Genomic DNA, 13,466 nt, shown 5'->3' with positions numbered 1-13,466 from the left:
GAACTTTTGCGGTCGTCTGTCTCAGACTTCCTATATGTTTTCGCATTTTGCAATGCTTAACTTTTCAAGTTGAAAACCAAAAATCGCATTTGGTTTTGTTAACGTTATTTGTCTAAATCGTTTTCGATTTTTTCTCCCTCGTTTTGGGATTGCAAAGGTAGAAACCTTTTCTGAATTTGCAAACTTTATTTTTTAATTTTTATTTGCTTTTTTCAACGTACAACCCACATTTCGTTTCCTCTTTTGCGGGCTGCAAAGGTATTAACCTTTGTTGAATTTGCAAACTTTATTTTTATTTTTTTTTCGCTTGCTTTTTTCAATGTACAACCGCAATTTGTTTCCTCTTTTGCGGGCTGCAAAGGTATTAACCTTTGTTGATTTTGCAAACTTTATTTTAAAATAAATGTTTTGCTATGTTTTCAGAGAACGACCCGCTATTTCGTTTGCGGGCTGCAAAGGTACGCACAAATATTACTTAAGCAAATGTTTTATGGCTTTTCCTGATTGTGTATATTTAACACATTGGAAATGAACGAGAAAAAATAAGCCGTATTAGTTGAAATGCGTCCTTTAGCTACCGATGGTTATAAAAACAGCGCTATAATGTTTAATATTATAAATTACCCGCGTTAGGGGTAGCAGCGGATACCGGCCTGCGGCTAAGGCCTGTGCAGTATGAGCGGATAACCCGGCCGCAGGCAACGCCCGAATTTTACGTATTATATATATGCCTCAATTCATCTATTGTTATAACGTTAAGTGCTTTGAGCGATATACTATATTATATAGCATTCTCAATTATCAAAACCTCTATTCAAATCAACACATTAAACAATACCACAATACACTACTAAAAAATCCACCACAACGTTAAAAGATGTTAAATACTTACCTTATATATATAAGGAGTAATTCTGTCGTTATATATTCGTCCACTAAATAAATAATTGACTGATTTATAATATTCAACTATCTTTGCAAAATGTTTAAAAAACAACTACTCATATTTTCGGGCGTAATGTTCCTGCTTATAGTTACGCTTGGCAGTTGTAAAAGCAAGTACGAAAAGTTAAAAGCAAGTAACGATAACGCTAAAAAATACCAGGAAGCGGTTAAGTTTTATAATAAAAAGGATTATACCAAAGCCCTTGGTTTATTTGAAGACCTGGTAACACGTTACCGTGGCCGTGCCGAAGCTGAGGACCTATTCTATTATTATGCTTATACTAATTATAAGCTAAAAGATTATACATCGGCAAGGTTCCACTTTAAAACATTTGCAGATACTTACCCAAGCAGTCCCCGTGCCGAGGAATGCCGCTTTATTGCAGCGTATTGCTTTTACCTTGATTCGCCTATCTACTCGTTAGATCAGGAGAACACCACAAAAGCTATCGAGTCGTTACAGTTGTTTATCAATCTTTATCCTAAAAGCGACCGTGTTACCGAGGCAAGCAAGCTGATACAAAACCTACGCGATAAGCTTGAGCAAAAATCATATGCTAATGCTAAGCTATATTTAACCATTGGTGATTACCAGTCGGCCGTTATAGCGTTTGGAAATACCCTGCGCGATTACCCGGACACGAAGTATGCCGAGGAACTTGAGTTTTTAACCATACGTGCACAATACGAGTTTGCAAAAGTAAGCTTTGAGCGTAAACAGCAGGAGCGTTATGATCTGGCTATTAATTATGCCGACCAGTTTATTGAAAAGTACCCAACAAGCAAGTTTGTATCTGATGCCAATAACTACAAGAAAAACAGCCTGCAAGGTATAGAGCGTGCTAAGCGTGTATTGGCAGAGGCTGCTATTAATTCTAAAGCTGCAGAAAAGCTTGCTAAGAAAGATACTACAACAAATACCGGCCAACCGCCATCAATTAAAGACAGAGATAATCAGAAAATACCATATTAATAATAGATAATAAAAGACATGAACGTTAACAACCCAACTAACAAGCCAGCTGTAGCCAGCAGCACAGTTACCCGTGACCTGCGTGAACTGGATGTGAGAACCGACAATATTTATGAGTCGTTGGTAATTATGTCAAAAAGGGCAAACCAGATCTCAAATAACATAAAAGAGGAGTTGCACCAGAAACTTTCTGAATTTGCATCAGCTAACGATAACCTTGAAGAAGTGTTTGAAAACCGCGAGCAAATTGAGATATCTAAATACTACGAGAAATTGCCTAAACCTACGTTAATAGCTGTACAGGAATTTTTAGACAATAAAATTTACTACCGCAACCCTGCTAAAGAAGCAAGGGAGGTTTAAGCGTTCCGCTTAATTCAAAAGTTTAAAGTCAAAGTTCAAAAGCATGGATTACTCCTTCTTTTGAACTTTGGCTTTTTATTTTTACTTTAACACAATGCTTGAAGGTAAAAAGATAATTTTAGGTGTTTGCGGGAGTATTGCCGCTTATAAATCGGCTACACTGGTAAGGCTGCTGGTTAAGGCAGGGGCGCAGGTGCAGGTAGTGATGACGCCTGATGCCACTAATTTTATAACACCGCTAACCTTATCTACCCTTTCTAAACGCCCGGTATATTCCAGCTATTTTAAGTCTGAGACCGGGGAGTGGAACAACCATGTAGAACTTGGCCTTTGGGGCGATGCCATGATCATAGCGCCGGCAAGCGCTAATACCATGGCCAAAATGGCAGGCGGCTTAGTTGATAACCTGCTTACAGCTGTGTACTTATCTGCTAAATGTCCTGTATATTTTGCCCCCGCGATGGACCTGGATATGTGGAAGCACGATTCTACCCAGAATAATATTAACCAGCTACAGGGCTTTGGCAACATACTTATCCCACCCGGCAGCGGCGAACTGGCAAGCGGCCTGCATGGCGAAGGACGGATGGCCGAGCCGGAAGAAATAGTGGCCTTTTTAACCGGTGATATCAAAAGCAAACTCCCGTTATTTGGCAAGCAGGTATTGGTTACCGCCGGCCCTACGTACGAAGCCATAGATCCAGTACGTTTTATTGGCAACCACTCATCGGGCAAAATGGGTTTTGCACTGGCAGATGAACTGGCCTCGCTTGGTGCCGATGTTACTTTAGTTGCCGGGCCAACCGCCCAGGTATGTAAATATCAAAGCATTAAACGTATAAATGTAACCAGCGCGGAAAACATGCTGCAAGAGTGTTTATCGTATTTCCCTGCAGCTGATGCCTGTGTAATGTGTGCCGCAGTGGCCGATTATACCCCCGTTGTTGTTGCCGATCAAAAAATAAAGAAACATGATGAAGGCCTGAATATCGAACTGAAAAAAACTACTGATATCTTAAAGACCCTTGGCAACCAAAAGCGCGACGGGCAGGTTTTAGTTGGCTTTGCTCTGGAGACCGAAAACGAAGAGGAATACGCTATTGCAAAGCTTCAGAAAAAGAACCTGGACCTGATTGTGCTAAATTCGTTAAATGATGCGGGGGCAGGTTTTAAAAATGATACGAATAAGGTAACTTTGATAGACCGCCAATTGCAAAAAACCACCTACGCCCTAAAAGATAAAGCCGAAGTGGCACACGACATTTGCATTAAGCTTACCCAACTGCTAAAACAATGAAAAGATATATAACTTTTGCCGTGTTATTTTTTGCCTGCTTCGCTGCAAAGGCACAGGATTTAAATGCACGGGTAAAAGTTGTGGCCCCAAAAATACAGGTAACCAACAAGCGCGCCCTGCAAACGCTGGAAACCGCCATGAAAGATTTCCTGAACGGACGTAAATGGAGCGCTGATAATATTGCCCCGCAGGAACGTATTGATTGCAATTTTGTATTGAACGTTACTGCCTGGGATGGCAGCAGTAACTTTAGCGGCGAATTGCAGGTACAATCGTCAAGGCCGGTTTATAACTCAACTTATACTACTACTCTGGTTAATATTAACGATAAAGACTTCGACTTCACTTATACCGAAGGGCAAACCATCGACTACAGCGACCAAACTTTTCAAAATAACCTGAGTTCGGTTATGGCGTTTTACGCATATATCATTGTGGGGATGGATTATGATTCATTCTCTAAATATGGCGGCACACCTTATTTCGCCAATGCTCAAACCATTGCAATCAACGCCCAAACAACATCCTTTAAAGGATGGAAAGCGTTTGACAATAACCTTAACCGCTACTGGCTGGTAGAAAACCTGAACAACAAATTATATAATAACCTGCGCGAGTTTATTTATAATTACCACCGCAATGGCTTAGACATTATGGCCGATAACGCCGCAAAGGGCCGCAAATACATCAGTAGTATATTACCGGTATTAAGCCAGTTAGACCGGAAACGTTTAGGATCATATTTCCCGTTGGCATTTTTTACTGCTAAAAACGCGGAGTTGGTGTCCATATTCAGCAATGCTTCACCACAGGACCGTATGCAGGCCATGAACATCCTTTCCCTTGCCGACCCTGCAAATGGCGGCAAATACCAGACATTGAAAGGAAGGTAATTTGTAAATTCTGAAAAATTCATTTTCTAAATGCTAATTTCTAAACCCTAAGAAATTGTCACTTACTCGTTATTCGAAGGATTTTCCTATCGATATAGAATGTACCAAAAGGAATAACGCAGGCAAGCAGTACTTTACCTGTAGTGCTCCAATTCCATTTTTGACCTACCCCCACACTTATTGTATTTATAATAAACAGCAGGAACAGTGCGCCATGTACAGGGCCCATTGCCTTCACCATTGCTGGATCATGTAGCATATATTTTAAGGGTACGGCAATAAATATGAGTAGTAATAAAGAAATGCCCTCTAAAAAAGCGATTATACGTAGGGGGCCAATGTTTGTTGATAGTAATTGTTTCATAATAGTATATTAGGTTATTGTTGGAACCTGTGCAGGTATTTAATGTAGATAAGGCCTTTGCGCCAATGGCGAGAATGGCCATGGTATAGCTATAAATATGATAAGTAGCGCAATGCCAAACCACAAGAGCATGGTCTTGAATTTTTCTGCATCTGTAGTTTTGCGCTTGGCCATCGCCGAGCCTATTGTTATGATGACAATAGCTGATATCATTAATAATAAATGTAACACGCCAAAGAAGAAAGGCTGAGTTATGTGCCCATTTGGCCCCAGCGGGTGGAACGAGAACTTAGCATTAGGGCTTTGGGTATAAACCAAAATACCCAGCATTAATTGGATATGTGCCGTAGTAGCTGTCCAATGGCGTAGCATGTCATCACCCCTGGTGAAAATTTTATTATTACTATAACCGATATAGGCTTTGTAAATAGCGGATATAAGCGTAACTAATACTGCCCAACGTACAATAGAATGAAAAAATAGCAGGTGATCAAACATCTTCAAAGTTAATAAAACATACCAATTGGTATGTTAATGGTCAAAAAAATATTAATTTAAACGCGATAAATAATTCTTCAATTCATTCAGGTAAACCTTATAGCATGATGAGCCCATCGCTTTACCCATGTTACGGATGCCGCTGTACCCAGCAACTACAAAGCAGGCTACGTATTCAGGGTTAACATCTTCTCGTACCAGCTTTAAGGCCTTACCCTGTACAATACTCTTTTTAATAGCATCCTGCCATTGGTCGGTAAGTTTCAACAGTCCTTGCTTAAAGTCCTCGTTAAGCGGCGACATTTCTTCTATTAAATTCACGGCCGGGCAACCATACTTAGCCCGCAAGAACGGAACCTTTAATAACACCACACGCATCATTTCGTGAATATCATTTATGGGGTCTTTAGCGTCTAATAATGGCTTTACTAATGATGTGTACATCCCCGGGTAGATAACCTCGTTGATCATTGCCAGCCCCATCTCATCCTTATTTTTAAAATGGTAAAAGAAAGCGCCCTTAGTAACCCGAGTGGTTGCTAAAATATTATCGATACTTGTAGCCTGATACCCCTGCTTATATATAAGCTCGAAGGATTTTGTCAGGATCATAGTACGTGTATTGGCCGCTTTAGACATTTAGATACTAATTAGTATGTAGTGCAAACATAACAGATAGTTAAATAGCTTCCTAATTTATTTTTTTCTATTAAAATTTAAAGCTTGCCTCTGCGTTTATCAACCATTACTTATCTTTACTCTTTTTTAAGCGACAGATTATTTATGACTAAACGTTGGGTGTTAAAAGATGCGGCAGATAAGGGTACAGTACAGGAACTTGCTGCCACACTTAATATAAGCCCTGTTTTATCATCGCTACTGGTACAGCGCGGCATTAAAAGCTTTGATGATGCCAAGTACTTCTTCCGCCCTACCGAACTGCACCTCCACGACCCATTCCTGATGCAGGATATGGAAAAAGCTATTAACCGGATTGAACAGGCTATAACCAAAAACGAGAAGATACTGATATACGGCGATTATGATGTGGATGGCACCACCGCAGTCGCGCTTACATATAGCTTTTTTGAGAAACTGCATAAAAACATTGAATATTACATTCCCGACAGGTACAAAGAAGGCTACGGGATATCTACACAAGGTATTGATTATGCTGCCGCAAATAGTTTCACTTTAGTTATAGCCTTAGATTGTGGAATAAAATCTGTAGATAAAATTGCATATGCCAATACGTTGGGGGTTGATTTTATAATATGCGACCACCACCTGCCGGGTTCAGAACTTCCTGCAGCCATAGCGGTACTGGATCCGAAACGCGCCGATTGTGGTTATCCCTATAAAGAACTCTCAGGCGCCGGGATAGGTTTTAAGCTAATTCAGGCCTGGGCCGAGGTGCATGACATACCTTTTGAAGACGTTGCTCAATACCTCGATCTGGTAGCTATTAGCATAGCCTGCGATATTGTACACCTAACCGGCGAAAACCGGGTGTTAGCGCATCTGGGCCTCAAAAAAATAAACGAGAACCCCTGCATTGGCGTAAAAACATTAATGGAAGTGGCAGGCCGTGGTAACACCTACACTATTAGCGATGTGGTTTTTTTGTTAGGCCCGCGCATAAACGCGGCCGGCCGTATTGATGATGCCAAGCACGCTGTTGAGCTTTTAATTGCCTGCCACGAAGATGCCGCCAAAGAAAAGGGCGACATGATCAACATTCGCAATACCGAACGCAAAGGACATGATCAGCAAATTACCGATGAGGCCTTAAGTATGATAGATAATGATGAGGTGATGATAGCCCGTAAATCTACCGTTGTTTTTAACGAAGCCTGGCATAAAGGTGTTATAGGCATTGTGGCCTCGCGCCTTACCGAAAAATATTACCGCCCAACCGTAGTACTTACTCGCTCAAACGGGCATGTGGCGGGCTCAGCACGTTCTGTTTTAGGCTATGACCTGTATGAGGCACTTTGCGGCTGCAGCGATCTGCTTATACAATTTGGCGGGCATAAGTATGCAGCAGGTTTAACTATGCACTCCGAAAATGTCCCTGCCTTTATCCAAAAATTTGAAGAGGTAGTTGGATCGACCATAACAGACGAACAACTGGTACAGCAGGTAAGTATAGATGCTGAGATTGAATTAAAGGATATTGATGCCAAATTCTTTAGGATTTTAAGCCAGTTTGCCCCCTTCGGGCCGGAGAACATGTCGCCGGTATTCCTCACCAAAAATGTGTATGTTAGCGGCAATGCGGGTTTAGTAGGCAGCGCGCATGTTAAAATGTTTGTAATGCAGCCGGGCTCGGCAGCGTTCAGCAGCATAGCCTTTAATCAGGGCGAATTACTGCCTCAATTAAAACCGGGCGTACCATTCGACATTTGTTATAGTATTGAAGAGAATGTATGGCGCGACCAACGCACTATACAATTAAATATAAAAGCGATTAGGATCAATTAAAAAGTCAAAATTACAAAGTCAAAAAAAGTTATGTTTTGATTTTGACAGGTTTTGAATTTTAACTTTTGAATTTTAAGTTAATGATATTACGGGCAGAACATCTTATAAAAAAATATAAACAACGGTCTGTTGTTAACGATGTAACGTTTGATGTTGCACAGGGCGAAATTGTAGGTTTGCTTGGGCCTAACGGCGCCGGTAAAACCACATCGTTTTACATGATAGTTGGTTTAATAAAGCCTAACGAGGGTAAGATATTCTTAGATGACCAGGATATAACTACCGACCCTATGTACCGCCGCGCGCAAAAAGGTATCGGTTATCTGGCGCAGGAGGCTTCGGTTTTTCGTAAGTTATCCGTAGAAGACAATATTAAGGCTGTGCTTGAAATGGGCAAAATGCCTAAAGACAAGCAACAAGATAAACTGGAAGAACTGATAGACGAGTTTAGCCTGCATAAAGTACGCCGTAACCGTGGTGACCTGCTATCAGGTGGTGAGCGACGCCGTACCGAAATTGCCCGCGCGCTTGCTGCCGAACCTAACTTTATCCTGCTGGACGAGCCTTTTGCCGGGGTAGACCCTATTGCGGTCGAAGAGATCCAGGCGATGGTTGCCAAGTTAAGGCACCGCAACATCGGTATCCTGATAACCGACCACAACGTACAGGAAACGCTATCTATTACAGACAGGGCCTATTTATTATTTGAAGGGAAAATATTAGAGTCGGGCGTACCGGAGGTATTAGCCGAGAACGAAATGGTGCGTAAGGTTTACCTTGGTGCAAACTTTGTACTGAAAAGAAAAACATTCCCTCAGTAAGAATTAAGATATAAGAGTCAAGAATCAAGACCAATTGGCTCTTATATTGTTATTGACTTTATATTTTATATCTTGACTCTTAATTCTAACATTCCTGACTCTCTACTATGACCATCTTTAACTCCGTTTTTACCTGGTTCATGAAAAAGCGTATCCATCAGATAGAGCTTTTTATGAAATACCCCAACGAGGTACAGGAGGAGTGGTTTGAGCAACTCATAGCCGGTGCCGAAAATACCGAATGGGGCAAGCAATATGGTTATAAAAGCATAGAGAACCTTGCGCAGTTTAAAGAGCGCGTACCAATCCAAAATTACGACACGCTAAAGCCTTACATCGAAAGAATGCTTAAGGGCGAGCAAAATGTGCTTTGGCCATCAGAGATCCGCTGGTTCGCTAAATCATCGGGCACAACAAGCGACAGAAGTAAATTTATCCCTGTTAGCGAGGAGTCGTTAGAGGAATGCCACTTTAAAGGTGGTAAGGATATGCTTACACTTTATTTTAACAACCGCCCAAACGCGCGCATCTTTACGGGCAAAAGCTTAACACTTGGCGGCAGCCATCAAATTGGCCAGCTAAACTCCGATACATTTTTTGGCGACCTGTCGGCAGTTATCATGAAAAACCTGCCACTTTGGGCCGAGTTTTACCGCACGCCACATCTTGACATTGCCCTGCTCGAGAATTTTGAGGAAAAAATAGAGAAAATGGCCTATGCCACTAAGGATGTAAATGTTACCAGCATAAGCGGCGTGCCTACCTGGAACATCCTGCTATTTAAACGCATACTTGAAATTACCGGTAAAAACAATTTGCTGGAGGTTTGGCCAAACCTGGAACTTTATTTTCACGGAGCGGTAAATTTTACGCCCTACCGCGAACAGTTCAGGAAACTCATCCCTAACGATGACATGTATTACCTGGAAACCTACAACGCATCAGAAGGTTTTTTTGGAATACAGGATTTAGAAGAACCCGGCGACTTATTGCTGATGCTTGATTATGGCATATTCTACGAATTTTTACCAATAGAAGACCTCCACCGTGAAAACCCGGAGACGTTAACGCTCGACGAAGTTGAACTGAATAAAAATTACGCGCTTATTATTACCACAAACGCCGGCTTATGGCGGTACATGATCGGCGACACCGTGCGCTTCACATCGTTATCCCCATTCCGTATCCAGATAACCGGCCGTACCAAGCATTTTATAAACGCATTTGGTGAAGAACTAATTATAGATAATGCCGAACGTGCCCTTGCCGAAGCTTGCTCGCAAACTGGGGCCGTAATTCGTGAGTACACCGCTGCCCCTATCTATTTTAATGATAAAGAATGCGGCGCCCATGAATGGCTCATAGAGTTTGAGAAACACCCTGCCGAATTTGACCGCTTTGTGGACCTGCTTGATGAAACGCTGCGCCGAGTAAACTCCGATTATGATGCCAAGCGCTTTAAAGATATGGCTTTGCGCCGCCCCCAGGTAAAAATTATGGCACAAAATACTTTTTTTCACTGGATGAAAGCAAAGGGCAAAATTGGAGGGCAGCATAAAGTGCCGCGCCTTGCCAATAACCGCGAATATGTAGATGCCATCTTAAAGATGACGGAATTTATTAGAAATTAAACCGGCTACGCCTCCAACATTATTTAACATAAGCTTCACCATCATTTAACACCTCCCCTGTTTCGATACAGAGCAAGTTGCCGTAATAGTTGTATAACTAAACTAAAAATGAAAAAAGCTTTACTAATGCTTGTGTTTATGGCAGGCCTTGCATCATGCAAAAAAGATTACCCCGATTTCCCTACGCTTAACGGAACCTGGGAATTAAATACTATAATAGGTGGTTTTGGCCCTACCGTGGTTGTGCCCGATGATAAAAAGGACAGGTATGTAATAACCATAAACAGCAAATATGTTAGAAAAGAGGCCGATAAAACTGAAACCAAAGGAAACTTTACTGTAAAATTTACAGAAGAACGTAACGGCTACAGATATGGCACCATAACCTTTAGCAATCCCCAATACACCGACGCTTTTGCCTTTAAAGCCGATACCATTATTATTGGCACCTCTGCGGCAGATGGCCCATCGTATAAATATATCAGGATAAAGAAATAACGGCGGAGAATATTTTCACCGCCTCAGCAGCTTCTTTAACGTCGTGCACACGTAATATATTCGCTCCTTTTGTTAAGGCGACAGTATTTAACGCTGTAGTACCGATAAGTGCCTGTTCGGCGGTGGTATCCAGCAATCCGTAGACCATCCTTTTGCGGGAAATGCCGGCAAGGACGGGTAGTTGCAAGCAGCTAAATTCGTGCATTCGGTTCATCAACGCATAGCTATGTTCCGCTTTTTTAGCAAAACCAAAGCCAGGGTCCAGTATAATATCATGTACGCCCAATTGCTTTAACTGGTATATTTTCTGTACAAAATAATCGTAAACTTCGGCAAATACATCATTGTAACTGGCCAGTTGCTGCATGGTTTGCGGGGTTCCTTTCATGTGCATCAAAATATATGGCACCTGCAAACGGGCAACGGTGACAAACATGTTTTCATCAAGGCTGCCGCCCGATACATCATTGATAATATGCGCGCCGGCTTTGATAGCGGTTTCGGCAACAGCAGCCCGAAAAGTATCTATAGAAATGATAGCTTCGGGATAGTTTGATACAATTGCTTCTACAGCAGGTAACAAGCGGTCGGTTTCTTCCTGGGCCGAAATATCCTTCGCGCCCGGACGGGATGAATAAGCGCCAATATCCAGGAAAGCAGCGCCCTCAATTAGCATTTTTTCGGCCTGCAAACGCACCTGACCGACATCCGTTCGCCTGCTCTCGGCATAAAAGGAATCGGGCGTAATATTGATGATGCCCATCACTTTTGGGGCAGACAGGTCTAATAATTTACCACCCGCATTTATGGTTTCCTTTTTCTGAAAAAATGTATCTTTAGCCACTTTGTTTTGTTGAAACGTTGAAAGGTTTGAATGTTGTAAAGTTAACGCAACTTTATTCAAATCTTAGATAGTTTTATGCGGCACCTTCCCAAAGGAGCACGAGGACGTCTGTCCAGCAACCGCATACAATAACATTACAACATTGTAACATTTAAACATTACAACATCTTGAGCAACACAGCAGCAGAATACGAAGCGGTAATCAATATTTGCAAAGGTCTTTTCATTAAAAAAACCCGCGATTACGGTACCGCTTGGCGCATTCTCAGGCCGGAATCTATCACCGACCAGATTTTTATTAAAGCGCAGCGCATTCGTACGCTCGAAGAAAAAAAGGTTTCTAAAGTTGACGAAGATATCACCAGCGAATACATTGGTATTGTGAATTATTGCGTTATTGCCATGATGCAGTTAGATTGCGGCCCCGAAACCTCTACCGAACTGGATGCGGCAGAGGTGGAGGTGATATTTGACGGCAAAGTAACCGAAACCCGCGACCTGATGTTTGCCAAAAACCACGATTACGGTGAGGCCTGGCGCGATATGCGCATCAGCTCGTTAACAGATCTGATACTGATGAAGATATTGCGCGTAAAACAAATAGAAGACAACAAGGGCCAAACCCTGGCATCAGAAGGTGTTAAGGCCAATTACCAGGATATGCTTAACTACGCGGTATTCGCGCTGATAAAACTGGGCGTACAATGAAAAACAATTTAATTTGGTTTTGCCGGTTAGCAGTTGGCTTACTGTTTATCTTTTCGGGGCTGATAAAGGCCAATGACCCGCTGGGCTTTTCTTATAAACTGGAAGAATACTTCGAAGTATTTCACACAACCTGGCTTAACGGCTTTGCTTTAAGCCTGTCCATTTTACTTTGCGCGCTCGAAATGATACTGGGTTTTGCCTTATTAGTAGGCACACGTGCCGTACAGGTAATATGGGGTTTGCTTTTACTGATCATCTTTTTCGCTTTCCTTACCTTTTACTCAGCTTACTTTAAAGTAGTACAAACCTGCGGTTGCTTTGGCGATGCCATTCCACTTACACCCTGGCAATCGTTCACCAAAGATCTTGTGTTATTGCTTTTAGTGCTTGTTTTATTTTTTAACTATAAAGCGGTTAAGCCGTTAACCAATGCCAAAACCGGAGATACGCTCTTAATTGGCGCTACTATAGTTTCGATTGGGTTTGGCCTGTACACCTACAATTTCCTACCTGTAATGGATTTTTTACCCTACAAAATTGGGGCTAATATTTTGCAGGAGATGAAAACCCCGCCGGGCGCCCCGGCAGATGAATTTGAGGTTACCTACGTTTTAAAAAATAAGAACACGCAGGCAACCAAAACCATGTCGGACAAAGAGTACCTTAAATCGGGCATTTGGAAAGATACGACCTGGGCAGTAAAAGGCACCCCGGAAAGCAAACTGATCAAGAAAGGTTTTGAGCCTAAAATACGCGACCTGAACATACAGGACGCAGAGGGCAATAACTATAATGAAGAGTTACTCTCGAGCCCGTTTTATAGCCTTTGGATAGTGGCTTATAATTTGGATGACACTAACCAGGAAGCGGTTAACCGTATTAACGCGCTGGCTGCAAACCTAACTCAAAACTATAACACGCGCACCATTTTTCTGACATCGAACGCTCCGGAAGGCGCCCAGAAATTCGCTAAAGAGCATAAGCTGATAAGCGAATTATTTTATGCCGATGGTGTCCCGTTAAAAACTATGGTTAGGGCTAACCCGGGTATCATGCTTATAAAAAACGGAACGGTTATTAACAAGTGGCATTTTCATAATATGCCTAAGTACGACGACCTGGTTAAAAACTACTTCAGCAAGTAATA

General features: G+C 42.0%; 14 protein-coding genes. 10 read left to right on the top strand and 4 right to left on the bottom strand.

Annotation, left to right across the window (positions count from 1 at the left end; translation table 11 throughout):
* Positions 1-982 precede the first annotated feature (982 nt).
* The 4 genes from ACFQZI_RS14680 to porD all read left to right on the top strand — a co-directional run bounded on the left by ACFQZI_RS14680 (position 983) and on the right by porD (position 4,471).
* A complete protein-coding gene (locus ACFQZI_RS14680) occupies positions 983-1,918 on the top strand; it encodes an outer membrane protein assembly factor BamD (protein WP_377143706.1) in 936 nt (311 codons plus the stop codon).
* 18 nt (positions 1,919-1,936) lie between these two features.
* A complete protein-coding gene (locus ACFQZI_RS14675) occupies positions 1,937-2,281 on the top strand; it encodes a DNA-directed RNA polymerase subunit omega (protein WP_377143703.1) in 345 nt (114 codons plus the stop codon).
* A 94-nt stretch (positions 2,282-2,375) separates the two neighbouring features.
* Entirely contained in the window at positions 2,376-3,578 is a 1,203-nt protein-coding gene (gene coaBC / locus ACFQZI_RS14670; RefSeq protein ID WP_377143700.1) for a bifunctional phosphopantothenoylcysteine decarboxylase/phosphopantothenate--cysteine ligase CoaBC, read from the top strand.
* Positions 3,575-4,471, top strand: coding sequence for a type IX secretion system protein PorD (porD, locus tag ACFQZI_RS14665; RefSeq protein WP_377143697.1), 897 nt, complete (start codon positions 3,575-3,577; stop codon positions 4,469-4,471). The genes coaBC and porD overlap by 4 nt, the downstream gene beginning before the upstream one ends.
* A 58-nt stretch (positions 4,472-4,529) precedes the next feature.
* Here porD and ACFQZI_RS14660 read toward each other — a convergent pair whose 3' ends face one another.
* The 3 genes from ACFQZI_RS14660 to ACFQZI_RS14650 are packed head-to-tail and all read right to left on the bottom strand — an operon-like array spanning position 4,530 to position 5,972.
* On the bottom strand, positions 4,530-4,835 hold the full coding sequence (locus ACFQZI_RS14660; protein WP_377143694.1) for a DUF3817 domain-containing protein: 306 nt from the start codon (positions 4,833-4,835) through the stop codon (positions 4,530-4,532).
* Between the two features lie 39 nt (positions 4,836-4,874).
* Positions 4,875-5,333 (bottom strand): hypothetical protein, encoded by a 459-nt coding sequence (locus ACFQZI_RS14655; RefSeq protein ID WP_377143691.1) that lies wholly within the window; start codon positions 5,331-5,333, stop codon positions 4,875-4,877.
* Positions 5,334-5,384: 51 nt separating this feature from the next.
* Entirely contained in the window at positions 5,385-5,972 is a 588-nt protein-coding gene (locus tag ACFQZI_RS14650) for a TetR/AcrR family transcriptional regulator (RefSeq protein WP_377143689.1), read from the bottom strand.
* 144 nt (positions 5,973-6,116) lie between these two features.
* Here ACFQZI_RS14650 and recJ point away from each other — a divergent pair, with 144 nt between their 5' ends.
* From recJ to ACFQZI_RS14630, 4 genes are all read left to right on the top strand, one after another.
* Positions 6,117-7,817: a single-stranded-DNA-specific exonuclease RecJ gene (gene recJ, locus ACFQZI_RS14645; protein ID WP_377143686.1), complete on the top strand. Its 1,701-nt coding sequence runs from the start codon at positions 6,117-6,119 to the stop codon at positions 7,815-7,817.
* 80 nt (positions 7,818-7,897) lie between these two features.
* On the top strand, positions 7,898-8,638 hold the full coding sequence (gene lptB, locus ACFQZI_RS14640) for an LPS export ABC transporter ATP-binding protein (RefSeq protein WP_377143684.1): 741 nt from the start codon (positions 7,898-7,900) through the stop codon (positions 8,636-8,638).
* A gap of 107 nt (positions 8,639-8,745) precedes the next feature.
* Positions 8,746-10,269, top strand: coding sequence for a GH3 auxin-responsive promoter family protein (locus ACFQZI_RS14635; RefSeq protein ID WP_377143682.1), 1,524 nt, complete (start codon positions 8,746-8,748; stop codon positions 10,267-10,269).
* Positions 10,270-10,377: 108 nt separating this feature from the next.
* Positions 10,378-10,767, top strand: coding sequence for a hypothetical protein (locus tag ACFQZI_RS14630; RefSeq protein ID WP_377143680.1), 390 nt, complete (start codon positions 10,378-10,380; stop codon positions 10,765-10,767).
* Here the strand turns inward: ACFQZI_RS14630 and folP are convergent.
* Positions 10,751-11,611 (bottom strand): dihydropteroate synthase, encoded by an 861-nt coding sequence (gene folP / locus ACFQZI_RS14625; protein ID WP_377143679.1) that lies wholly within the window; start codon positions 11,609-11,611, stop codon positions 10,751-10,753. The genes ACFQZI_RS14630 and folP overlap by 17 nt on opposite strands.
* A gap of 165 nt (positions 11,612-11,776) precedes the next feature.
* Between folP and ACFQZI_RS14620 the strand changes: the two genes are divergently transcribed.
* Both ACFQZI_RS14620 and ACFQZI_RS14615 read left to right on the top strand, forming a co-directional pair.
* On the top strand, positions 11,777-12,319 hold the full coding sequence (locus tag ACFQZI_RS14620; RefSeq protein ID WP_377143713.1) for a DUF1599 domain-containing protein: 543 nt from the start codon (positions 11,777-11,779) through the stop codon (positions 12,317-12,319).
* Positions 12,316-13,464, top strand: coding sequence for a BT_3928 family protein (locus ACFQZI_RS14615; protein ID WP_377143677.1), 1,149 nt, complete (start codon positions 12,316-12,318; stop codon positions 13,462-13,464). The genes ACFQZI_RS14620 and ACFQZI_RS14615 overlap by 4 nt, the downstream gene beginning before the upstream one ends.
* Positions 13,465-13,466 lie beyond the last annotated feature (2 nt).

The sequence above is a fragment of the Mucilaginibacter lutimaris genome (assembly GCF_042676625.1).
Classification (GTDB): domain Bacteria; phylum Bacteroidota; class Bacteroidia; order Sphingobacteriales; family Sphingobacteriaceae; genus Mucilaginibacter; species Mucilaginibacter lutimaris.
This window is presented reverse-complemented; position numbering and strand designations above follow the sequence as displayed.

Bases quoted from the DNA above. Each gene is read 5' to 3' on its own strand.
- ACFQZI_RS14680 (WP_377143706.1), top strand. From the start codon at position 983: ATGTTTAAAAAACAACTACTCATATTTTCGGGCGTAATGTTCCTGCTT.
- ACFQZI_RS14675 (WP_377143703.1), top strand. From the start codon at position 1,937: ATGAACGTTAACAACCCAACTAACAAGCCAGCTGTAGCCAGCAGCACA.
- coaBC (WP_377143700.1), top strand. From the start codon at position 2,376: ATGCTTGAAGGTAAAAAGATAATTTTAGGTGTTTGCGGGAGTATTGCC.
- porD (WP_377143697.1), top strand. From the start codon at position 3,575: ATGAAAAGATATATAACTTTTGCCGTGTTATTTTTTGCCTGCTTCGCT.
- ACFQZI_RS14660 (WP_377143694.1), bottom strand. From the start codon at position 4,835: ATGAAACAATTACTATCAACAAACATTGGCCCCCTACGTATAATCGCT.
- ACFQZI_RS14655 (WP_377143691.1), bottom strand. From the start codon at position 5,333: ATGTTTGATCACCTGCTATTTTTTCATTCTATTGTACGTTGGGCAGTA.
- ACFQZI_RS14650 (WP_377143689.1), bottom strand. From the start codon at position 5,972: ATGTCTAAAGCGGCCAATACACGTACTATGATCCTGACAAAATCCTTC.
- recJ (WP_377143686.1), top strand. From the start codon at position 6,117: ATGACTAAACGTTGGGTGTTAAAAGATGCGGCAGATAAGGGTACAGTA.
- lptB (WP_377143684.1), top strand. From the start codon at position 7,898: ATGATATTACGGGCAGAACATCTTATAAAAAAATATAAACAACGGTCT.
- ACFQZI_RS14635 (WP_377143682.1), top strand. From the start codon at position 8,746: ATGACCATCTTTAACTCCGTTTTTACCTGGTTCATGAAAAAGCGTATC.
- ACFQZI_RS14630 (WP_377143680.1), top strand. From the start codon at position 10,378: ATGAAAAAAGCTTTACTAATGCTTGTGTTTATGGCAGGCCTTGCATCA.
- ACFQZI_RS14615 (WP_377143677.1), top strand. From the start codon at position 12,316: ATGAAAAACAATTTAATTTGGTTTTGCCGGTTAGCAGTTGGCTTACTG.